Annotated in this window: 15 protein-coding genes; all 15 read right to left on the reverse strand. The window is 31.8% G+C overall.

The annotated features are described in order from the left end of the window. Positions 1-1,498 (reverse strand): hypothetical protein (locus AABJ49_RS13090; protein ID WP_338378737.1); only part of this gene is annotated, 1,498 nt, incomplete at its 3' end. Between the two features lie 53 nt (positions 1,499-1,551). Beyond that, positions 1,552-3,345, reverse strand: coding sequence for a T9SS type A sorting domain-containing protein (locus AABJ49_RS13095; RefSeq protein ID WP_338378738.1), 1,794 nt, complete (start codon positions 3,343-3,345; stop codon positions 1,552-1,554). 94 nt (positions 3,346-3,439) lie between these two features. Next, positions 3,440-11,350: a PKD domain-containing protein gene (locus AABJ49_RS13100; RefSeq protein ID WP_338378739.1), complete on the reverse strand. Its 7,911-nt coding sequence runs from the start codon at positions 11,348-11,350 to the stop codon at positions 3,440-3,442. A 703-nt stretch (positions 11,351-12,053) separates the two neighbouring features. Then, on the reverse strand, positions 12,054-12,902 hold the full coding sequence (locus tag AABJ49_RS13105; protein ID WP_338378740.1) for an RteC domain-containing protein: 849 nt from the start codon (positions 12,900-12,902) through the stop codon (positions 12,054-12,056). 275 nt (positions 12,903-13,177) lie between these two features. Further along, positions 13,178-13,795 (reverse strand): hypothetical protein, encoded by a 618-nt coding sequence (locus AABJ49_RS13110; RefSeq protein WP_338378741.1) that lies wholly within the window; start codon positions 13,793-13,795, stop codon positions 13,178-13,180. 647 nt (positions 13,796-14,442) lie between these two features. Then, the gene (locus AABJ49_RS13115; protein WP_338378742.1) at positions 14,443-15,519 is read right to left on the reverse strand and encodes a hypothetical protein; all 1,077 of its coding nucleotides are present in this window, start codon (positions 15,517-15,519) and stop codon (positions 14,443-14,445) included. An 82-nt stretch (positions 15,520-15,601) separates the two neighbouring features. Next, positions 15,602-16,408: a hypothetical protein gene (locus AABJ49_RS13120; protein WP_338378743.1), complete on the reverse strand. Its 807-nt coding sequence runs from the start codon at positions 16,406-16,408 to the stop codon at positions 15,602-15,604. A 743-nt stretch (positions 16,409-17,151) separates the two neighbouring features. Continuing rightward, entirely contained in the window at positions 17,152-17,646 is a 495-nt protein-coding gene (locus tag AABJ49_RS13125; RefSeq protein WP_338378744.1) for a hypothetical protein, read from the reverse strand. A 108-nt stretch (positions 17,647-17,754) separates the two neighbouring features. After that, positions 17,755-18,795: a hypothetical protein gene (locus tag AABJ49_RS13130; RefSeq protein WP_338378745.1), complete on the reverse strand. Its 1,041-nt coding sequence runs from the start codon at positions 18,793-18,795 to the stop codon at positions 17,755-17,757. A 105-nt stretch (positions 18,796-18,900) separates the two neighbouring features. Beyond that, positions 18,901-19,707: a hypothetical protein gene (locus tag AABJ49_RS13135; RefSeq protein WP_338378746.1), complete on the reverse strand. Its 807-nt coding sequence runs from the start codon at positions 19,705-19,707 to the stop codon at positions 18,901-18,903. 1,019 nt (positions 19,708-20,726) lie between these two features. Then, positions 20,727-21,536: a hypothetical protein gene (locus AABJ49_RS13140; protein ID WP_338378747.1), complete on the reverse strand. Its 810-nt coding sequence runs from the start codon at positions 21,534-21,536 to the stop codon at positions 20,727-20,729. 85 nt (positions 21,537-21,621) lie between these two features. After that, on the reverse strand, positions 21,622-21,798 hold the full coding sequence (locus tag AABJ49_RS13145) for a hypothetical protein (protein ID WP_338378748.1): 177 nt from the start codon (positions 21,796-21,798) through the stop codon (positions 21,622-21,624). Between the two features lie 444 nt (positions 21,799-22,242). Continuing rightward, positions 22,243-22,773: a TIR domain-containing protein gene (locus AABJ49_RS13150; RefSeq protein ID WP_338378749.1), complete on the reverse strand. Its 531-nt coding sequence runs from the start codon at positions 22,771-22,773 to the stop codon at positions 22,243-22,245. Positions 22,774-22,777: 4 nt separating this feature from the next. After that, positions 22,778-23,662, reverse strand: coding sequence for a DUF4231 domain-containing protein (locus AABJ49_RS13155; protein WP_338378750.1), 885 nt, complete (start codon positions 23,660-23,662; stop codon positions 22,778-22,780). Further along, positions 23,662-24,246 carry a TIR domain-containing protein gene (locus AABJ49_RS13160; protein WP_338378751.1) on the reverse strand — a complete coding sequence of 195 codons (585 nt, stop codon included), beginning with the start codon at positions 24,244-24,246 and terminating at the stop codon, positions 23,662-23,664. The genes AABJ49_RS13155 and AABJ49_RS13160 overlap by 1 nt, the downstream gene beginning before the upstream one ends. Positions 24,247-24,644: the final 398 nt, after the last annotated feature.

Here is a 24,644-nt window from a genome sequence, read left to right on the forward strand (position 1 = left end):
CACTATTACCCCCATTACTGTAATAGTCTACATTGTTACTATCAGTAAGTTGATAGCCCATATAACCACCTAACAAAAGATCTCCGTTATTATCTAGTGCCATTTTTGTGAAACCATCATCAAAACCATTATTACCTACTAAACGATTAAGAGAAGTACAAGTACCTGTTGTGGAGTCAAATTTAGCTAATAGTGGGTCCATTCCATTATTGGGACCTGGTCCATTATTGGTTTGAGCACTCCAAAACATTTCACCTCTAATACTTCCAGCAAATAATACTTCATTAGTATAAGCATTATATAAAACTTGCGGACTTAATCCTTGACTTATACCAACAATACCATTGTTTGATGTGTAATTATTAACCCAATTGTAAGTTGTTACATTTGCATTACATTTCATCACGAAAGCAGTAGAACCAGTATTAGCAACAACACTCCAACTTAGAAAACTACCTCCAAAATTACTATCTGCTACGCCAGCAATATACACGTTATTTTGCGCATCAAAATCGATACTTGTTAAATTCATTGACGTTCCAGTTGTCTCTCTGTGCCATTGGTACTGTCCTAGATCGTTAAAGCAAATAATTTTTGAAAACGTATTAGAAAGAGTGTTACCTCCCGCGGTTATTGTATTGTTACTATTACTATTATAGGCATGAATGGCATAAAAGTTCCCGTTATAAGGATTTCGATACCATCTAACCTCGCTACTTATGTAGGATGATACTTGTAGGTCAAAAGCTATTGCATTTATAAAAGTACCGCTGGTATCATATTTCAAAATGTAAGTAGTATAAGGCACAGCGGTGTTGGTATTATTAAAAGCACCGTTTTCGTAGCTGCCAGGAGCTAATTGTACTAACCAATAGATTACATCATTCACAATATAAAAATTGCGAGCTATTCCCGAAGCATTAGCCACTGAACTATCGACTGGTGCATGAGCAAAGTGAATCCATTGAAAAACCCCATTGGTGTTAAACTTAGTTATGAACATATGTAAACATGATGTACTAGTATTTGAAAAAGTATAATCTATTCCGTTATTATCCCCTATACGAGGCATAGAATAATAAGGGTTACTACCATTGTTGTCACTACATTGTGTGACTCTTCCAGACACATATACATTATCTTGATTATCAATAACAATCCCTTTTGGGAAGTCAAATGCCCCCCCCCAAAAAACTTTATGCCAACGATACATACCATTGCAAGTATAGCTAATCAAGATAAAATCTGTGGTAACAGACCAAGCTTCATAAGTAGTAACTGCTATGGGATTGCTACTATTAACACTTACGTTATCCATAGTGACTGTCGAGAGCACATAAATATTACGCTGGCTATCCGTTGCCATGTCAATCACTTCTTCTTTACGGTCGTTAGAAACAGTATTATTTCCACCTCCATTTTGAAGCCATTGAAAGCTTTGGGAAAATAGGGTGATGGGTAGTAGGAAAAAGGTAATGGATAATAGGTAATGTTTCATAGTTGACGGTTAACAGTTAACGGTTGACGGTTGACAGTTGTTGGTTTTTTTATTTATTCCTTAATTACTTTATAACTACTCAAGTTCCCGTTTTTATCATGAAGTTGCAACATATACATCCCACTACTTAAGCTTTCAACATTTATATAATTGTTTTCTATATTCACAACTCCTTTTTGTACGCAAACTCCAGTTATTGCATATAAAGCATAGTTGTATTCTTGGTTTATGTTTTGGAGTTCTACTGCATAATTTGTTGGGTTTGGGTATAGGTTAATGTTTTGTGATTCAAAGGTTTCATTGGCTAAGGGTGTGCAGGCTTGTGTGGCAAATTTGGTTATGAAAAAATCACTATTACCACCATTGCTGTAGTAGTTTACATTATTACTATCGGTAAGTTGATAGCCCATATAACCTCCTAATAATAAGTCGCCATTAGAATCTAGTATCATTTTAGTAAAACCATCATCAAAACCGTTATTCCCTACTAAACGATTTAGAGAAGTACAATTACCAGTTGTAGGATCAAGAGATACAATTATCGCGTCACGTCCATTATTAGAACCTGGTCCAACTACAGATTGTGTACCCCAAGTTAATGAAACTCCATTAAAACTACCCGATAAATAAATATGAGAAGGTGTATAAAGAATATTACCATCCAGAAAATTATTTGCTGGATTGTAGTGTGAAACCCAACTGTAACTAGTAACATTTGGATTACATTTCATAACAAATGCAGCTGCCCCTGTATTAGAACCTGGTAAAGTCCATCCTAAAAAACTACCTGGAACAAAATTAAGCGTTAACCCTGAAAGATAGATGTTATTTTGCGCATCAAAATCGATACTTGTTAAATTCATTGACGTTCCTGTTGTCTCTCTATGCCATTGGTATTGACCTTGGTCGTTAAAGCAAATAATTTTTGAAAAAGTATTAGAAAGTGTGTTACCTCCCGCGGTTATTGTATTGTTATTATTACTATTGTAGGCATGAATGGCATAAAAGTTCCCGTTATAAGGATTTCGATACCATCTAACCTCGCTACTTATGTAGGATGATACTTGTAGGTCAAAAGCTATTGCATTTATAAAAGTACCGCTGGTATCATATTTCAAAATGTAAGTAGTATAAGGCACAGCGGTGTTGGTATTATTAAAAGCACCGTTTTCGTAGCTGCCAGGAGCTAATTGTACTAACCAATAGATTACATCATTCACAATATAAAAATTGCGAGCAATTCCCGAATCATTAGCCACAGAACTGTCAAGTGGTGCATGAGCAAAGTGAATCCATTGAAAAACCCCATTGGTGTTAAACTTAGCGATAAACATATGTAAACATGATGTACTGGTATTTGAAAAAGTAAAATCTATTCCGTTATTATCGCCTATACGAGGCATGGAATAAAAAGGATTACTACCATTATTTTCACTACACTGAGTGACTCTTCCAGATATATATACATTATCTTGGTTATCAATAACAATACCAGATGGAAAATCAGGTCCTCCCCCCCCAAAAACTTTATGCCATCGATACGTTCCATTACAGGTATAACTTATTAAAATAAAATCATAGCGATTAGGGTTTGCTTCATAAGTTGTTACTGCTACTGGTGCACCATTATTTACATTTACATTATCCATTGTAATTGCCGAAAGAACATAAATATTACGTTGGCTATCGGTTACTATATCTACCACTTCTTCTTTGCTAGAGATTGAGTTAATTCCTCCACCGGATTGCAACCATTGGAAGTTTTGGGACAACAAGGTGATGGGTAATAGGAAAAGGGTAATGGTAATGGGTAATAGGTAATGTGATTTGGGTAGTTTTGATTTCATGTTGGTTTTTTTTTAATAGTTTTTAAAAATACAAAAAATAATAAGAAAAAAACTGAAAGTCGAAAATTACGACTTTCAGTTTCTGATTGTTTACTTATTTTTTGATTAATTTGTCACTAAATATTGTTTCACCATTTTGTATTAATTTTAAGGTATAATAGCCTGGTGACCACTGGCTGATATCAAGTTCAATACTTCCTTTGTTTTCAGGATACGTAGTAGTGTACAGTTCTCTTCCCATTGCATCTGTTAGTATTACTTGAATAGCGCCTTTTGCTACTAATTCATAATAAACAGTTGTGCTGTATGTTGCCGGATTAGGAGCCATGACTACTTTATTTTTAGGAGCTGCCATTCTAGGGACATCACATCCCATAAAAGTTAGATTATCAACTGCTGTACAATTTAGCTCATTGCCGTCTGTACTTTGAAATAAAACATCTATTGTACCCCCATTGAAACCATTATTAGGAATAAAATAACCCGTATAATTTGAGCTGCCTCCACCTAATGTGATTGTACTAGGACTAAAATACCCTTCACCGTTTGGTGCCGTCATAGTAGTATATAAAGTACTTCCCATTGCATTGTTAATATCTATACTAATATAATATACAGACTGCCCGTTAATCTGGTCACAATACAATTCGTGAATTTGATCTATCGTTATATTGCAGTGTTCACATTCTATAATTGAAAAAGATGCCGTGCCAAATGTTTCATGACAGTTCCCACTATTTAAATATTGTTGATATTGACCATCTCCTACATAAACTTCAGACATGAATCCACTGCCTGATTCTTCTCCGTTAGGAGTAGTCCAGATCCATTCTGTTAAATCTTCATTTGGTCCGATAATATAACCGTTAAAATTATCTCTGAAACAGAAGTTATAGCAACCATCTGGGAACAACCATTTATGACTGCTTAAATCAACAGGTAAATCGATTTGGTTGGTTCTACTACACCCTAACAATTCGGCACGAACTTGAAGCGGGCCATCATGGTATGAAATAGCAGTGGTTCCGATAGTACCGTTACTCCAAATATATACCACATCGGTCTGGGGATTAGTAACCGAAACTGTTACTTCATATGGGTTGCATTGTAGATTGGTAATTGCAAGGAGCGGAAAATTCGGAGTTTGATAAACCATTACAGTATGTGTTGTTGGTGCACTACTACAGCCGCCACTATTAGCCACCACACTAAATATATAATTACCAGTAATAGGAGGATTGTAGGTCATAGTGGTATTGCCAGGAATTGTTGTAAACGATGAACCGCCATTGGAACTTACTTGCCAAGTGTATGTTGTATTTGAAGCGGTAGGCACCGTTAGTACAATCGCTCCGCTACCCTTACAAATAGCATTTTTTCCTGTAATTGTTGGTGCAGTCAGAGGAATAAAACTTACGTTTATGGGATCTATATCCACTATTTCTCTACAACCATTAGCCGTTAGACCATAAGCAAAGTAATAGCCTGGTTCGGTTACATTCATCGTCATGCCAATTCCTAGTGGAGTATTTAGCGTATTATAATACCATTCTAAATTATTAGGAATATTAGAACCAAAAACACCTTCATAACTTAATGTAATCGTGTCTCCCAAACATGCAGAAACAGGAGTAGGTTTAAGAGAACCGTCTATACCAATTTCATATATTGGAATATTAGCACTAAAAGGTTCTGAACAGCCCCATGGGTTACTAACGGTTAGTGAAATAGGTTGGATATCACCATTTGAAAATTCAAAAGTTTTTACCATATTTTGGCTAGTGTTTATGGCACCGTCAAGTAGAAAATTCCAATTATAAGAGCAATCAGGACAAACTACTGGACTTCCAGTACTATCGATTGGAGTCAGGTATACGGGTTCTCCTTCGCAAATTTCCGTCAGCGGTGCACCGTTTATGTCGGTTATCGTAAAGCCAGCCACAGGCATAATTGCTGGTAATACAATATCTTCTAATGTAAATGTGCAAGGTGCATATCCAGTACTAGAAATAGTTATTGTAAAATTATGAGTTCCCGGAGCAATGCCAGTAAATGTAGCTTGGTTAATAGCTGGTAAAGCTACAGGGCTAGTAATATTTACTGGAGTTCCGCCATCAATACTAAATGTGTAATTTTCTATTGGAGTTGAAAAGTAAAAAAGCGAATGGTCCAAAAGAGTAACATCATAAGCTCCGTTGTTGCATACTACATCATATTTTAAATCGGCTTTGTATGGTATAATAAATGTTTCTTCTTCCAGACCCCAACAGATTGTTGGATCAGGTGGAGTCATTCCTGCTTGAATTGTAATTAAATGTTCACCAGGAGATAAATCTGAAAAAGTTGCCGAAAAAGGTACTGAATTATCTGTCTGAATCTCTCCATTAGAAAGTCGAAAGAAAACATATGATGGGTTTCCAACAGGATTTGCAGTATATGTAGCAGAATTACATCCAAATGTTTTAGAATATATAATATCATTAGTTGTGCTACAGGTAGAACCAGTTGGACACTGATTTTTAACAACTATTTTTTCAGAGAAACCAGTACAATTATAAATCGTACCATTAACATTTACTGCATTGGTAACCAAAGCTTGATAATTACCTATTACATCAGCAATTGTAACTGTACTACCAGGAGCATTAGGGTCTGGAATAGTAATAGAATACGTTGTAATTCCAGTTGATACTCCATTGTGGAACCATTCAATTGATTCTGATCCTGACCAACCGGCTTGTATTGGAACTGTATAAACAAAGTCCGCAGGAGTATTGATATCACATAAATTTAAAAACTTAGTCTTATCTAGCTGTACCACAGGTGTCGGAATTACCGTAATTGGAATTGTAGCAGTTGCTGGGTTAGGACAGCCATTAGGCTCGTTCACAGTTGCAGTAACCGTGTATGTTGTTGTACTAGCAGCATTTTCAAAAATATTAGTTGTTGTAAAAATATATGGTGTGTTACCAAATGTAGTTGTAGTATTTCCATCTCCAAAATCCCAATCAATACTGCTATATGATGTCAATCCAAAGAGAGTAAATTGAACAGGAGATTCAGCGCAGACCACAGTATTATTGGCAGCTATAGTTACAGGAACAGTGTTGTTTATTGTAATTGTTTCTGTGATAATTTCTTCCACTCCGCATTTACGAACTTTTACTTGAAGCTGTGCACTTGTTGCATTGTTATTCCATGTAATCATGGCATTAGGATCATTTAAACCACTTTGTATACTTCCTGCATTGGCAGGAATTACACTCCAGCTGATGAAGTCGAGTTCCGTTAAAGTCACATTACTAGTTGGCAAGCTTACGATGCTATAATTTTGGGTAGAACTTCCACAAACTTCTGTAAGCGGATTATCAAATGCAACATCCACTGCTAATGGGTTTACTTCAAAAACGGTTGTGGTGCTAGTACATCCATTTAGTTCGTAATATGCCGACACGTTATAAGGAGGTGTTGCATTAGCGTCAAAAATAACTTGCACACTTGTTCCCGTTGATGCCCCTACAAATGTTCCTCCCGTTATGGTCCAATTTAAAGTTGCATTGGAAACTGTTGAACCATTACTGCTTGATGCTACATAGGTGTATGGAGTTCCTGGACAAACCAATGGATCGCCATCAATAGTTGGAGCAGGATTTAAGCCATCAATCACCTTAATTTCCATAGGTAGCTTGGCACATAAATTAGTGTTGGTAATTTCCACCGTATAATAACCTGTTATCGAAGGATTTAAATTAAAATTATTGACATTCGACCCATTTTGTATTGGAGTTGGATTATTAGGTTCATAAATTGAGTAATTTACATTTACTGGATTATTGCTGTTATTTAAGAACACGAAGTTTTGGGTATTGCCAAGGCATACAAATTCTACAGGACCTAAATGTACTTTTGGAACAATAGTTATTTCTAATTCAGCATATCCACCACAGCCTAATAATGTATTGTAATATTGGCATGATAATCTTACTGTTCCAGGTTCGTTTGACTGTATAATTATTTCATTGCGTTGGTTGTTCCATATTAATTGTGCTCCAGTACCAAAATCATCAATATTCCAATTGAAATCAGTTGTTGGCCATTGCGGTAGGTTATAAATGGCCTGTTCACCTTGACAGATTGTTGCTTGACCTTGAATAAAACCGTTTGTTTGAATAACTGGTATTTGAGTTGCCATCACACATTCTGTACAACCAGGTGCCGTTGTAATTAGTGTTCCAAAACCACTTTGATTTACATTATTCCATTGTATGGTAACTTCATTTCCGTTTTGGCCTATGATATCTCCTTCGTTTGTTGCAAAAACTACTTGACAATCTGCATCAACGTTGTATGTACTTATTTCACCTTCACAAACTACACTAGGGCATTCTATAGCATTAATTCCTTTATCAATTACTATCTCAGTTGTAAACGTATCTAAACAACTACAGCCATTGGTTACCGTTAAAATAACTGTAAAAGTACCACTTTGTGTATATACGTGGGTTGGTTCGAATTCTGTTGATGTACCACCATCTCCAAATTCCCAATAATAATATAATTCTCCATTACCATCATTAGCTGTTGAAAGATTATCAAAGTATACCTCTGTATTCATACATCCAAAAGCAGCTTCACCCACTGGAAAAGGAATAATATTAAATTCTGCATTTGGTTGTGTTATTTGTTCTACACAACGGTCAATAGTAATTACATCTTGATTGATTGTATTAAGTGTCACCACAGCTTGAATATGCGAAACCACTGCACCATTCCACTGTATTTCACAATGTACATTATCAGAACTAACGATAGACCCACCTGTAATATTCCAAACCGTTGATGAAATAAGACTTGTGTTTCCTGTAAGGCTATATTCAATTGTGCTGTTTTCACATACACGTAAACAAGGTCCATCAACAATGTTGTCATCACCTGGAAAATGAATATCTTTTTCAGGATCATATGGTTCCTCCTCATTTGGAGTTGTTTCTTCACAGCTCACTTCTGCACCAACTATAATCATTGGTTCACAATTTTCTATAGAAAATGTAAACGTTTCGTTTAGATTACAACCTGGATTTGAAATAAAAACGTAATCTATGTCACCTATTGCAGATGTATTTATGTTTGTAACCGTAACACCAGGATTAGAAACTAACTCCCAGTGTCCAAAAATTGGAGGAGTGTTTGTTGATGCATTTGGTAATGGAAATGAACTACCTTGGCATACGACAGTGGAGTTAAAATCGAAAGTGGGTACTGAAGGTTCTGTTATGGTAATCTGAATCGTTATAGTTTCCGCATTTTGACTTGGGTTGGTAATAGTTGGTGTAAAGGTAAAGTCAAAAGTACCAGCTACAGACGTATCTATTGTGGCTGGACTCCAAACGCCATTAACCCAATTATTTGAAACTGTGGAGAGAACAGCTGGTGTTGCCCCAACACAATACGGTCCATAATTTGGAAAAATAGGACTAATTATGTTATTACAATCTAATACTTCAAAAGTAGTTGCAATCACCACTTCACAACCGTTATTATTGTTATATGTATACTCGATAGTATATATACCAGCAGTTGGAGGAGTAAAACTAGTGCCGCTAACCCCAATTCCGCTGAAAGTTCCACCTGTGGGAGCGGGAGCTAAATAGTTGTCTAAATCATATATTGTTTGCCCAACACATACATTTGGAGGCATTATTAATGATGTTGATTGACTTACTGGAATAATTGATACATCGTCGACAAATATATATTGATTAAAATTATTTGGATTATTATCCCTTTTAGCAATGATTAAGCTGTTTTGAGGAATTGTTCCAGTGAATGTAAAAGGAATAGAATATAAATGCCATTGATTATCATTTGGTACATTTACATTTGCAATATCAAATGAGTTAGCGTAATCATTTATAAAATTATTTGCATTTAATCCATTTTGTGGTAATGTTGTTCCTATAAAATTAGGTGCTGAGAAAAAGGAAATATTTGAGGTTATTATATTTCCAAAACCAGTTCTATTATTAACTTTTGCCCAAAAAGACAATACATAGTTTTCACCTGGCACTAAAGGAGTATTTAATATTGTTTGTGCTGCCTCAGATTGAGTTCCATTATTATTGTGCATTCCAATAAAGTTAAAATTACCTTGTGCTATCCCATTATGAGAGTCTGTAGCTGGTATTGAAGCCCAAGTGAAAACATTTGTAATTGCAGTTGGATTATTTGTTGTAGTAGTATTTGTAGGATCATTTGAAGCAAAAAGATCTGGAGAGTTTGCGAAATTTTGCCAACAACTTAAAGTATTATTATTGAATCCTCCGTTTTGCAGTGCATTCTCAAAATCTCCATTGTTCACCATATTACAAACTGAGGGAGTATTACAATTAAAGTTCGCAGCAGTTAAAGGAATATTAACATAGACATACGTTATATTCCCTCTAACACCATTTACTATAGGTACATATCGTAAAAGGTGCGTACCAATATTAGCACTTGAAAATGTAATTGAATTAATTGAAGTTGTACTACTAAATGCGTTAGTTGAGCCATTTATTAATGCAGAATTATCATACACATCTTGCAAGCATTCTATCCTAATATCATTAGTAGTATTGGTTATTCCATTAAAATCATTGGTTAAAATACCACCAGCACCATTTATTGGAATCACTATTGGATTGGCAACTGTACCCGGTCCTATAAAAGTAAAAGCTCCACCACTTATACCATCATTAACACCTGCTACTTGGATACCATCACAAGAACCACTTACTGCATAATTAAACTGATTAAAAGAACCAGTTGCGTAACTATTTTGCAGTGAATAGCCAATATCGCAAAGCGTTTGTCTTTCTTCAGTGGTTAAATGTCTTTTCGTAACTCCGTTGCCATTGGCATTACTCATTACGAAATATTGATTATTTCCGTAGGCACTTCCAGAAGGATAACATGAGTCTTCAAAATGACTTAAACTGCTTCCATTCTGGTAACATGTTGGAGTATAGACAGGAATAGCATTTGGTTGCATTGGACTGAAATAACGAATGGTACTATTACATGAGGTCGGAACAACATCTAAACTAGGCCCTGTTTCCAAACCATTAGGTAAATTACAACCTGGACGTAAGTCATTTACATTTCCAATAAAAGTGTTGTTGTACATAGGGTTACAACTGCCTGTACTTGATATTAAATTTGCACCACCATTAGTTTGCAAAAATGTGTCATAACGACTAAAATACGGAAAACCAGCTCCTAATCTTGATTGTCCTAAATGATTAATTAAACTTGCAAAACCTAGTGCGTGAGTTACTTCGTGCAGTATCACTGAGTATAAATCTATTTTATCAATAGGACAATTGATACCCGTGTTTAAGTTCCAATTATGACCGGCATTGGAAAAATTGATAGCTACAAGTCCATGAAAAAAACTGCCAGAACCCGTTTCGCTAACTAAAGGTGAAATGGAACCCTCATAGGAATCCATTCCTGTATGTACTGTTTTCCATATTTCACTATCAATAATACCACCATTCACATTTGGTGCGGTTGGAGGTGTTGGCCGTAGATAAAAACTAGAAGCCAATCCTAGAACGTTAGTTGTTGATGGTGACGCTCCATTTAACATCCCGCCTACATCTCTAACCCATATTTCTACCTGATTACCATTTGAGTGTAGCGGACTATTGATAAAATCAGATAAATCACTAAATACTTGACAAATGACCGCTCGTCTTTGATTATGAGCAGTGTTGGTAGGGTCTTCAAAGCCACTACCAGCTGTAAAGGTTAATCGAAACATCCCAGCGTTACATGAGGGATCAATATATTTATTTTGATCGCTTCTTTCTCTTTTAATGTCCTTTAAGGCATATTCATTTCCATAATGATCAAAAACCGTTTCAAAAAAACTCCCTGAAGAGTTTTCTCTGTCATAATTTTGCTGTTGACTCCAAAATATTTGGATAAAAAACAATGCGAGTAAAGTAAATAGTGCTTTCATATAAATAATTTAGGATGATACAAATTAGATTTTGTGCTATATGATTGATTTGTAATGTTTCTATATTTCAAAATATTAGTCATTAACACAATTTTTATAAAAATAATAGTAATAATTAAGTGTTAATTACGGTTTTTTTGTTAAAATGTTACGGTTTTTGTTTAATCGTAATTTTTCATCCTTTTGTGGATGTTTTAGATATAAAAAAGTAATTATTTTGTAAAAATTTAACAAATAAATTAATTTATGTTATTTTTTTGTAAACATTAATTATAGTATTGAGTTCTCTAAATGATTTAAAAGCTATGTGTTTGATATTTAATATTATGAATGCTAGTTATCAGTTGACGGTTGACGGTTGACAGTTATCAGTTGACAGTTATCAGTTATCAGTTATCAGTTGACGGTTGACAGTTGATTGGTTTATGTGAGGTCCTTGTAGTATGACATGATTGTGGTGAAATTCTGCTTGTGGAAATGGTTTGTTTGAGGAGTTGCACGATGTATCTCGAAGTTTGTCACGGAGTTGCACAAAGTTTTTATTTGAAGGGTATCCTTTGTTGGGGTGGCAGGTTTGTGGGGAAAAGGGATTAGTGAAGAGTGATGAGTGATGAGTGAAGAATGAAGAGTTAAGAGTGAAGGGAGTTTTATGTGAGTTCACTTCGTTGTTGGGATGGCAGGTTTGTGGGGAGTTTTTATATTATTATTTTTCGTCTGCTTCTTGGATTTTTTTGGTTAGGTTTTGTTTTAGGTTGTTTAGGAAGCTTGTGGGTTCTATGGTTTTGCGTTTTTTTATCTCTGAAAAGATTCTGTTGAATTGTCCGATTTCTATATTGAATACTACTTCCATATTTTTTGCGGTTTCGTTTAGGCTTAGATTTCCATTGTTGAGTACTCCTTCTGTGTGGAGTGCATACATTAGTTCTACAAGAGCTACTTTTGATCCTGTCCATTGTAGAGGAGAGGAGAGGTGTGCTTGTTTTGGTTTTGTGGAATTCTGTATTTGGTGTTTTTTAAGTTTTGATTCTAAGTACTCTTCTAAGGCCTGATGAGCTACTATTTGAGCTACTTTGTAATCGTGTGACGTTGCGAACGAATAATCTGATTGGAAGTAGAAGCTGTCAAGGGTTAAACGGATATCGTGCTTTCTTCTTAGGAAATATTTTTTATCTAAACTATTACTACCGGATCTGTAATATTTGTAGAACTCTTTGTTGGAGTAGTAAAAGTCTTTAAGTTTAGTTTGTTCTTTTGTATAATACTTTTTAATGGCTTTATTTGAGCCAGATGGTTTATTGATTTCTATATTGTAGATTTCATTATAGTAAATCAGTTTGCTGGCTACTTTTGGTTTTATTTTTTTGAAAAACTCTATTTCTTCCTCTTTGCTTTTGAAACCATATTTTAATACAAAGGTTTTTAATTCTTCAAATGTATTTATGGTTGCTTTAATGGCTTTTTTGGCACGTACAATTGGTTTGTCATCTACTTTGTAAATTATTTCTAGCTGTTTTTCTAGTGAGGCTAGTAGGCCCTCTGAAAAGTTTTTCATTTGCTAAGCTGTTCATTAATTAGTTAGGTAGCAAATCTATGGTTTGGTGTTGATTATGAAAAGAGGTTGTTTGTTCAATTCCCGAATTGAATAGTATAATTCCCGAATTGCGTACTATGAATTTATATGATGATTATTACTATATCATCTAATTTTTTTAAATATTTTGAAGTATTCCCTATAAATTTAAAAAGATGCCTACTAGCATCTTTTTATATCGTTTCTTACTTTAGATTTATTTTTTAAACATTATATCAAGCGTAAAATATTTACTTTTACTGATATGAATATTCATCTGCATTTAAGAAAAATATATTAACTTCTTCTTTACTTTTATCTATTGTTTCTAAAGTGTACGCTATGTAATGATTTAAAGAATTTCTAGATGTTTTGTTTTTTGCCCATAAAAAAATTAAGCAAGCTTTATCTTCTTTAAAAGGATAAACAGCATTACCTTTGTAATCACAAAGGCTATTTTTCAACATTTCCAGACTACATTCACTACTGTCATTTTCAACCTTAAGTACTTTATTTTCTTTTAAAATATCGCTGTAATAGTCACTATCTTCATTAAATGATCTGTCAATTATACAACCTCCGAAAGCGTTCTCATCGATTAATATAGCCTTTTTATTAAATAAGTAAACATCAGGAATTGAAAACTTATTTAAATCTTTTTTATAATAGTTAGCTGTTTTATAAATAGCTACTTTATTAAAGTCACTTTTCTTTTTAAGAAATAACGATTGTTCTAAATCTATTGGAATGTTTTTCTTTTCAATATATTTTTTTAAAGAATTGTAATTCTCTTTCGTATTATCAGCAACAATTACAGTACTAAACGATTGTAATAAGAGCGTTATTACTAGAAAAAATCCAACTATTCTTTTCATTTTTGATACTTTTATTAAATCCTACACTACCTTAAAAAGGTTATCGTGTAATTATTCTTATGTATACTTCAGCTTCGCTTTGAAGATAGAGTTACAAAACTACATTATATTTTACAGTAATTACTAATAGTATCAAAGTAACAGAACAGGCAATCGCCAAATACAATCTGTTGCTGAAGAATGACCTTTGGTTAATCCTATCCTCATTTATCAATTGTATTGCTTCGTAAATTGAGTAAGGAATTAGTAAAGTAATATAGCCTATTTGTATATACACTACTTTATTATGTAATTCAACCAAAAAAAGTTGACAAAAAAGAAATAAAAAAGAAAGGATATAAAATGCTATTTTTAATTTTGGTCTCATATTAATAATTCACGCTAGATGTGTAATGTTCTTTGTTCTAATGAAAATGTACGAACTTATCCATTTACATAACTTATTAATGCGTTATAGTAAAATTAAAACCAACAACTACAATTATTAATAAGCTATTGTATAAATAGCTTATTAGTCATATGTATGAGTAATGCTGTAAGCGTTCTTATTCGTAATTTTATGTCATGCAAACGTAACACTTAGGATAAGTATTTCAAATACGTATAAATACTAGTTTTTGCTAGCAGACTAATCTTAGCTATTCTTACTAATTTCTAAAATTAGAACTTTTGTAGACTATTAAGTAATTCAGGTTTAAAGAAATATTTTTTAATACCTCGTCTTCATAAGGATAGATTCTAATTACTTCTTTATTTATAAGCAAGGCTTCTATGTGCTCCCGTTCCTCTTTAGTCATTGTAGCACTGTAATCCATTGTTTTTTTTAGATTAATATGTCCAGTAGTACCTTGCTTTAAAGCAATTATACCCACACGGTATATTTTGTCCTTGAAATCCGTTTTTAAAAATTGGTAAAATGATTTATGATTTATTGTGTCTACTTTATGATTGAATTTAAAAAAATCACTTGTAGCTGAAAAGTCGGGTTTATTAACTACATGGTCTAAACCCAAAGTACCAAATACTATATAGTCTGTTGGATCATAGTTTTTAATAAAGTTGTTATACATGAATTCATCTCGTTTGCGGCAAATGGTACAGTCAATTAGAAGCCCCTCTTTTACTCGCTCTAAAATTTCTTGTTCATTTTTAGTGGTTGTGGTTTGTGCCAATTGATGCACATAGTTTACTAAAAAAGATCTATTGACTTCATTTTTATGAATGGTATTTAAGTTCAATAAACTGTCTATTTTTGTTCCAAATTTAGTTTCAAATGAGGATAATATATAAGCAGTCCTTCTGAATTCTGTTTCTACATCTATAGCCTTGAAGTTTAAATCGATTTCTTTTTCTTTAGCAAATTCAAGTAATGATACTATAAAATCTCTGTAATCTGTCCAGAAATAAGAAGGTGCTTTGTCTTTTTGTGCATAGACATTATTGAACCAGTTTCTGAACACCATAGTGTCCTTATCTACTTTCATTTTCTCTAAAGCATAATTAAAGCTACTTGGTAGCTCTAAAAAAAACGTAACTTTTTCCCCTGCTGGCACATCTTTTAAACGGTCCATGATGAAGACTTTCATTTCATCATATTTTTCTTTGACAAAATGGCTCTCACCAAATAAGACTATTTTTCCTTGTTCTGCAGATGTAACATTGCCTGAATGTTGACTGTACGAAGTTGTTAAGCAAATTAAAAAGAAAAAGAAGCATTTAGGCATTTTTTTATGTTACAATGTTAAAATAAAAAAAGAAAAAAACATAACCGCAATTTAGTGATTATGTTTTTTAAAACAAATAATTTTATGGAAAGACTATGTCAACAAGTACAGCTACTCCTGCAGAAACTAAAGTTGAAATAATTCCAGCTTCTACACCATCATTGACTTCAGAAAGTTCTGAATGTAAAGCCCAATACATCGCTAAAGCATCAGCCACAGCAACAAGTGGATTTACTCTCTCCAAATTTTCGACTTCCCAATAATATGAGCTATAACGATAAACTGCAAAAGTGCTTAAAATTCTAAATTTTTCTGCTTCTGTCAAAAATTGTGAACTCACAGTATATTCTTCAGCAACTTTTAGCAACTCAATTTTCTCATTTAAATCGGTACTTGCAAAAACACTTTCTACCGTTGTATTAACTATCAAGTATTCGTTCTCACTTATTTTATCATCATTTAATAACTCGTCCAATAAATCTGTTTTGTAATTTCCTAAACTATCAAATGTTTTGATCCTACCATCCTCAATAAGCGATAAGACCTCTTGACAATTATAATTAACTTCGACTTCAAATTCATTCTCCATTTCAGATAATGAATTACAAAAAGTAGAATCTGTATAGTTTTGTGCCATAAGATGAGCTAAAGCTACATTATGATCCACACCAACATAATCAAAAGGATTTTCTTCATTTTCAACTATAACATTAAGCTTTGATAACGAATTATTATTTTTAATATTGTTAAAAATAGTATTTAAGTCTTGTACAATACTATTGCTTTTTCCGTCTTTTAAAATTACGTTGTTATCGTCATTTTCTTTGGTACAAGAATAAATAAGTACGCCTAAAGCTGCTGCAAAGACGAAATAAATTAGTTTTTTCATTTTATTTGATTTTTAATTTTGTCCTACTTCTTTTTGAGGAGTGTTCAGATCATTTTTTTCTCCTTATTTTGTACTGTATATTTTAGTCAAGATCAAGCCTTTTTAATTTACCAATAAACTGTTTGTTTTTATTTTCTTGAGTAATTTCTACCTGAGTATCCATTTCCTAGATATAATTCTAATGTATCTAAGAGTTGTAAGAATTGCTTATAATGCCTCATTTACTCTGTTAAATTAGTGATGTACTTTCACTTTTATTTTTTGTAGACTTGGTATTGAAACAAAATTAGGCATTAATTATAGTCTCTGAAATACGTATAAATACTACTTTTTTGGAAACAAAAGTGGACTCAATATTAAATTATAAACACATGTAATTAACAAATTCCCATTTCGAATGTAAGGTCTAATATTATTTGAAATATAATTAACCAAAAGAAAACAAAGGGTTAGTTTTTAGGCAACCAACAGTTTATGTTCATACTTCATATTATTCTTCTTTTTAGTAAATGGATACTGTTTTAAATATTCAAAATCTGTATTATATAAGTTTAATTAAAGTTTAATTCAAAAACTGCAACTATTGCATATTTATAAGTTGTGGAATAAATATTAATGAAAGATTTAGTAAAAGACGTTTAGTATTATGAAATTAATGATTAAAAATATAATGTCAAAAAGAATAGCAATTGGTTTTAAAATAAAATTTTATATGGTTAAAATATTAGGCAGACTTTTATAAATTAATAACGATTCAAATCCCAACATTCATTTTTAACATTCCAAAAAATTTTATATCGTTCATTTGGAGTTAATTTGTAATTTATAATTTTATTATTTGGAGAACTTATTCTAAAATAGATTTCCTTTTGTTCCAATGAAAAATTTTGCAAATAGCCACTTCTTAGCGTTTTTTCTACCCAATTTTGATTGTCTAAACTTATACTATATGTTAGTTCCACATTTGTATCATTATTTATGGAATAGGCATATTTATAGTCAACAGTACTGTTTTTGTCTACTAAGGCTACAATTTCAATTTTAACATCTAATCCTTTTCTTATATTATTATTTCTGAACCCAAAGTATATTTTATTTCCAATGCATTCTTTTGTAGCAAAACAGCAGCTTACTCTATTCATCATACTCTTACAAGCACTCCAATCTGTATCTTTTTTAGCGTAAAAGTTATCTGCATCATAGGTATTATTAAAAATGAATAAGCGAAAAAATCGCAATTTATAGTGAAAGATAAATCATTGGGCAATTAATGATTTAAAAAATAGTGCCAAAATAAACTTTCTTTTTATTAAGATAAAAACTTTCAGTTGAAAATATTTTGCCAATTAATATCTAAAATTAGAACTATTGTATATTATGATATAGTCTAGGTTTTTAGCAAGGTTTTTTAGTACCTCGTCTTCAGAAGGGTATATCCTAATTACCTCTTCATTTGTTAGCAGGTTTTCTATATGTTCTCTCTCCTCTGAGTTCATCATGTAACTGTAGTCTCTTGGTTTTTTAAGATTAGAAAATCTTGCGTTTTGATTTAGTGCAATTATACCCACACGGTAGATATTCTGCTTAAAATCTTCTTTTAAAAAATTGTAGAGTGATTTGTGATTTACTGTATCTACTTTGTGATTAAATTTAAAAAAATCATTTATAGCTGAGAAGTCTTGGCTATTAACTACATGATCCAACCCAAAAGTACCAAAAACCATATAATCTTTAGTGTCGTAAAATCTGATAAAATTATCATACATAAATTCATCCCGTTTACGACAAATTGTACAGTCAATCAAGAGAGCTTCTTTTAGTCGATCTAAAATTTTTAATTCATTTGGAATGGTTGTTTTTTTTGCCAAGTCGTTTACATAGTTTATTAAAAAAGACCTGTTTGTCTCATTCTTTTCTATATAATTAACATTTAGTAAACTATCTATTTGAGTAGTTGTTGTATCATCAAATGAAGATAATACAAATGCAGTTCGTCTGAACTCTAACTCAGTATCTATCGCCTTAAACTGAAAATCAATTTCTTTTTTTTCTGCAAATTGTAATATTGACAGAATGAATTCTTGGTAATCCGTCCAGAAAAATGAAGGGGCTACATTTTTTTGTTTGTAGAGATGCATAAACCATTCATTAAAAACAATTGTATCCTTTTCTAGTTTCATTTTATTCAACGCAAAATTAAAACTAGTGGGTAGTTCCAAGAACATTGTAACTTTCTCACCAGAGGGTACGCTTTCTAACCGTTCCATAATAAAAGTTTTCATTTCATCATATTTTTCCTTGACAAAATGGTTCTCTCCAAATAAATATATTTTACCTATTCCATTTAGTGTTACATTTTGTTTTACTTGACTGTAAGAACTAGTCATTAAAAATAAGGTGAATAGATATTTTTTAAACATTATGATTTTTTATAGTGTAAATATTTTAAAAAAAAGTATAACTACAAAATTACAGCTATACTTTTTAGATAATTATGGCATAATAACCGTTACAATTACAGAAACACTTGCAGAGACCAAAGAGGAAATAGCGTTAATAGTATAACCATCCTCTGAAGGAGAATCATCCCCATACATTGCCCAATATTCTGCTAAAGCATCAGCTAAAGCAACAATTGGATGTTTTTTGTCAGATGCTTCAATTTCCCAGTAAAATGAACTATATCGATAAATTGCAAATGTTCTTAAAATTCGTCCTTTTTCAACTTCTGTTAAAGATTGTGAACTTATGGTATACTCTTCAGCAACTTTAAGCAATTCGATTTGTTCATTAAGATCGATGCTACTGTATACATTTTCAATAGTAGTATTAACAATTGAATATTCGGACAATCCTATCTTATTGCTATTATAAAGCTCATCAAATAAATCTGTCTTGTAATTATTTATACTGTCAAATGTTTCATTTTTTCCTTCATTAATGAATGATAACATTTCTTGACAATTAAATTCAATTTCAGTATTAAATTCCCTTTCAACTTCACTTATAGCATTACAAATAGTTGAGTCGGTATATTCTTGGGCCATAAGATGTCCTAATATTTCATTATGACTAGCACCAACATTATCAAAAGGATTTTCTTCATTTTCTACTTGAACCATTAGTCTTGAAGAAGAATTATTTGCCCTAACTTTATTAAAAACATTATTTAATTCTTCAGCAATATTCACATTGTTTCCGTTTAGTTCATTAACTTGACTACTGTCACTTTCTTTCGAGCACGAATAAATTAGCACTCCTATTCCTAGCGCCATAACACAATAAATTAATTTTTTCATTTTATTTGATTTTTAATTTTGTCCTACTTCTTTTTGAGGAGTGTTCAGATCTTTTTTTTCTCCTTTATTATAAATTTTACATTTCAAATCATAGTAAGTCCTTTTGATTTATCCTTACATCGGTTGTTCTGGTTTTCTTAGGCAATTTTCTGCTTTTGTTTTATAGCTATGGTACCTACATCCGCAAGTATTGTAAAAGTTGATTTTTTTGCCTCTTATTCCATTTCTAAATCCTGAATCTAATTTCACTTTTACCTTTTTATACACTTGCTATGGCAACAAAATTAGGAATTAATTAAAGCCTCTGAAATACGTATAAATACCTAATTTAATAGAAAAAACACTACTCCTTAATGGATTTTACATTTTGCAGTACTACATTAATGATTAAAAAAGTTAATAATCAAAAGCCAGTTCAATAAAAAGGTTTAGAAGGCTATATTGTATGGTTATGCTTTGTTAATACTACTATAAGATACGAAGTAAAAAATGAAAGAAAAAACTACTTAACACGAGAACGTTAGCATAAAGAATGGAATGATTAAAAAGAAATGCCAACAAGGACTTGTGGGCATCTTAAGATAAAAAAATTATCGGGTGGAAACTCCAAGCAAACTACAGTTGAAAAATAATATTTAAATGTTCGTTCTACTTATATGCAAAAGAGTTGTTTCGTAAATTTCATTTTTCTTTTTTTTGGCAATTTATATGTAAAAAGCATTAAAAAAGGCATTGAAAATAAAAGCACAAAATAAACTTTCTACCAAGCTCATAAACCGAATTTATTAAAACAATTGACAGCGAAACTTATTACCAAGGATTTTGATACGTTAGCATGACATAGTAATTTTCTAGTATTATACCTGCGCATTGTATCAAAGAAACTATAACAATATTAACATCAAATTTCTCGATATTATCCTCGCCCGTTATATTATTTTCAGTTTGTGCGATTAAAGAATCTAATTTAGTACTACAATAACCTAGTGCCAAAGTGATATTTCTATTTTACTTTTTTTTTATGGTTTATCATTTTCAATTTTCCCTTGTGGTTTAAATATTTCATACCCAAAACCTAAACCAATCCAAGGTCTATCTTTATATATCCAGTTTCTTCCTATTTCACCTGACATTGTATCAAGACCCACAAAGGTACTTATTTGAAATTTCTCCACTTCAAATATTAAACCACCACTGAACGTAATTGCACTTTGCGACGATTCAGAACTTATAAAATCTCTTGTGGTTTGTGGTGTCACTTTAATGGAGGAAAAACCAAGTCCACCCACTATGGAAACTGCTACGTTATCTTTATAATTATTTATTCTCCATCCTGCGGTTATTCCAATATTAAAATCATTTCCAAACTCTGAATAAATAACATTTTCATCGTCTTTTTCCTTCCCGTTACCTGGTCTAATTTTAATTAGAGTTGTTGACGCACCCACAACAAAGCTACCTCTTCTTTTAAGTTCATTAGCGAATGCTAAATATTGACTAGAACTCATTTTAAAATAAATATTTTGTACACCGGATCTTTGATATGTAAGCTCATTTTGTGCCTTTGCTGTAGGGTTATCATCTGTAAATTCAGAAATTTGAATTACATAATCTTTGCCATCATTTAGAATATTTCGAACTCTAAATTTCCAGTCTTTCTTCATTACCACGCTATTGGTTGGAGTGACCAATGTTCCGTCGAAATTACATTCACTTAAAGATACATCGAATTTAAAGACATGTCTGTTTTCTCTCATATCTGTTTGTCCAAAAGAGCTACTCGAAAATAAAAACAAGATTACTACAAAAAGGGATATTTCTTTTTTCATATTAAATTGGTTTTGATTATATTATGTTAGAGATAAGAAAATAGCTAAAATAAACATTATGTGATGTATTAGAGCTATTCATATTTTAAGGAAGGCAATCATCACCACAGTCTTTATATTCTCCATGTCCCCACAACCAAGAATAAGGTGATTGCTGACATCCGACTATATCTCCACTGTAATTTCTTTTTGCAACACATCTTCCAGGTGTTTTTACAAAAACTTCTGTTATACGTCTCCACCAAGGTCTTTTAAAAGCCATAATTTCAATTTTCTTGATTAGTAAATAGGGATAGGTTCATTAAAATCTTTTTCAACTAGTTTATATTCACAACTTTCCTCCTACTTAAGATATAATTTGGAAAGAAAGTGGTAAAAAAGCAAAGAATTTATATGCTAAATTACGTATAAACAAAACTTTAGGAAATACGTATAAACACGTAATTTAACAATGGTAAAACCATCCATAAATTTACTATACGTTTTCAAGTAAGTCATGTATTTATAAAGATTAAGCACAAGATAACTAACGTACTTACACTTTTGCAATGCACTATTCCAAAATTGCATAGTGCTTCATAACAAATGTTTTTAGGTACAAATCTACTAATAGAATTTCCGGAGACCCGAGTGAAATGAACTCACGTAGTAAAGTTCCCAACATAAGCCAAGCCTATTAATTACTTATTTGCTTTATTGGCAATGTTTATTTTATTTTTTCAATTATAGCTTTAGAGTTAAATCCTATGATTTCATCAGCGGAATTCTCTAAATATTTCGGAATATTATTTGTGTTCCAAGGTCTTACTGCTATGATTTTCTTACCTAGAGATTTTGCAATTTCAACCTCTTTTTTTATCCAATACTGATTTGAATAACTCCCACCCAAGACAAGTAAACATCTACTGTACAATAAATGATTTTTTATTTTATTTTCAATTTCTCTTTCATTTTTTAAATCCTCTGCCTTTTCTATCGAAATACTATGATTATAATAATCGAATCCTTGCTTTTCGAATCCTTTAATTAGATTATTATAATCTTTATTATGCTTCCAAGAATGGCTTACAAAAATTCGCGGTTTCCTTCTAATTCTTTCTGCTGAATCATTCTCCTTAAATTCATTACCAATTAAATGGTCGATTAATTTGGACATTAGGTGTGCAAGAAGTAAAATACCACCAATAGAAATTAATAATGGTAGCCAAGAAGAATTATTAGTATTTTTATTTTCCATTAAATTATTTTCTTTTTTGAGCTAACCATAAGGTATGCTCACGAGATATTGCATTCTCTGAATCTAATACAAATTCTGCTAATTCTAGATCAGTATTTACATTACCAAATGAAGCTTGAATGAAATTTAATTCTTGGGCAGCAGTTGTATAAGCCTGTTTTAGTTCTTGATGCTGTTTTAATTGTAGCCAACTAATTGCAGAAGCGGAAATTGTAGTAAATAACCCCACCAAATTCCAATTTGAATCTGGATATTTAATTAAGAATGCTACGCTTATTATAGCAATTAACTGTGATGCAATTATAACAAGAAACCAATTATTATATTTTGTTTTATTGAATTCAGCTTTGGTTGCATACCAATCTTTTTGATCATTAATTCTATTCTCAATATAGTATTGTTTTCTTTCTAATGTATTTAAGTTTCTTATTTCCCACATTTTCTTTGTAATAATAGGAAGAACGGCAATTTTTGCGTTTAGTGACTCATTTAAATCCTTAAACTCATTACTTAATTCTTTTATTCGAGAGATAAAATAGTCTTCTACTTGATTCGTCGATAAATTATGTTCAAAACTTTCAGAACAAGTAATAAACCTCCAAGATAAAGTCTTACAAGATTCAGCTAATGCTCTTCCTTGATACCATACATCTTCGAATTTTTTAGTCCTAATGATTAACGTTAAAGCAAAACTTATTAATAAAAAAAATCCAGAGAATACATATACTATTAGTTTAGGATCAACTTGCCTAAAATTATAAATAGCAAGACCTGAAGCAATAATCATAGTTATTAAGTCGTATGCAATAATATTTTTATAATTCTTTTGAGCCGAAAGAGATGCTTTGTCTGAAGCTTGATATAATCCTGGGAAGTCGTTATATTCCATTATGGTCGAACTTTAGTTTTACTTGCAATATTACTTGTTCTTTTTTCAAAAGCTTTGTTGATATAGTCATTTGGATTCTTTTCAAAATCTATCCATTTAACCAAAACGCAATACCTATCTTCTTCGCTCCAAGCACACTTATTATTTGGTATGTAATAATTATAACTAAATTCCTTAACTATTGTTGAGTCATTTATTTTTACATAAGAGTGTGATTTACCACAAGTACTACAAATTCCCGAACCAGTGTAAATTGTGTCATACATAGAAGGTAATACAATACCCAATATTCCATTTTTAGAATTATTTTCACCGTTAAACAGCGATGCTTGAAGTTCGCGCTTTTTATATCTTTGCTCCTCCCATCCTAAATTTTCAGAACTTCTTGTTCCAATCAAGCATATTGTAACTGTTGATTCAGAAAGGTAATCCTCTCTGATTTTTCTCATGATATAATCTTCATTGTCTGAATCTATAGGTTCATTCAATGATTTATCAATCATGTCAACTTCCATTTCATCTCTAATATACTCTTTATAATAAATATCTTCCGTCTTGAAAGTTATAAAACATTTATGTGCCATAGTTTTACACCATTTATTGTTGATTTACTCATGTTAGCTATTTCAACCTAATTAATTACAAAATCAGGAAGAAAGCAGAAAAAACAATTGATTTAAATGCTAAATTATGGATAAACAAAACATAATCAAATATGTATAAACACGTAATTTAACAAAGATAAAACCTATCTACAAACTTACCTTACGGTTTACCGTACTTTACACTATTTATAAAAATTAAGTAGAGGAATACTGTTTTACATACAATTCTGGAATGTGATATTCCAGAATTACATAGTACTTTATAACAAAAGTTTATAAGTACAAAAAACTCCGTACAGACACCGAGCCTATCCATTTCTTAAAGCATCTATGTAAAAGCATAACTTTGAGTTTCCAAAAACGAAGATTATGCAATT

Source organism: uncultured Flavobacterium sp. (assembly GCF_963922255.1).
Taxonomy (GTDB): Bacteria; Bacteroidota; Bacteroidia; order Flavobacteriales; family Flavobacteriaceae; genus Flavobacterium.

Coding starts and splice junctions, on each gene's coding strand:
- AABJ49_RS13095 (WP_338378738.1), bottom strand. CDS start 3,345: ATGAAATCAAAACTACCCAAATCACATTACCTATTACCCATTACCATT.
- AABJ49_RS13100 (WP_338378739.1), bottom strand. CDS start 11,350: ATGAAAGCACTATTTACTTTACTCGCATTGTTTTTTATCCAAATATTT.
- AABJ49_RS13105 (WP_338378740.1), bottom strand. CDS start 12,902: ATGAAAAACTTTTCAGAGGGCCTACTAGCCTCACTAGAAAAACAGCTA.
- AABJ49_RS13110 (WP_338378741.1), bottom strand. CDS start 13,795: ATGAAAAGAATAGTTGGATTTTTTCTAGTAATAACGCTCTTATTACAA.
- AABJ49_RS13115 (WP_338378742.1), bottom strand. CDS start 15,519: ATGCCTAAATGCTTCTTTTTCTTTTTAATTTGCTTAACAACTTCGTAC.
- AABJ49_RS13120 (WP_338378743.1), bottom strand. CDS start 16,408: ATGAAAAAACTAATTTATTTCGTCTTTGCAGCAGCTTTAGGCGTACTT.
- AABJ49_RS13130 (WP_338378745.1), bottom strand. CDS start 18,795: ATGACTAGTTCTTACAGTCAAGTAAAACAAAATGTAACACTAAATGGA.
- AABJ49_RS13135 (WP_338378746.1), bottom strand. CDS start 19,707: ATGAAAAAATTAATTTATTGTGTTATGGCGCTAGGAATAGGAGTGCTA.
- AABJ49_RS13140 (WP_338378747.1), bottom strand. CDS start 21,536: ATGAAAAAAGAAATATCCCTTTTTGTAGTAATCTTGTTTTTATTTTCG.
- AABJ49_RS13145 (WP_338378748.1), bottom strand. CDS start 21,798: ATGGCTTTTAAAAGACCTTGGTGGAGACGTATAACAGAAGTTTTTGTA.
- AABJ49_RS13150 (WP_338378749.1), bottom strand. CDS start 22,773: ATGGAAAATAAAAATACTAATAATTCTTCTTGGCTACCATTATTAATT.
- AABJ49_RS13155 (WP_338378750.1), bottom strand. CDS start 23,662: ATGGAATATAACGACTTCCCAGGATTATATCAAGCTTCAGACAAAGCA.
- AABJ49_RS13160 (WP_338378751.1), bottom strand. CDS start 24,246: ATGGCACATAAATGTTTTATAACTTTCAAGACGGAAGATATTTATTAT.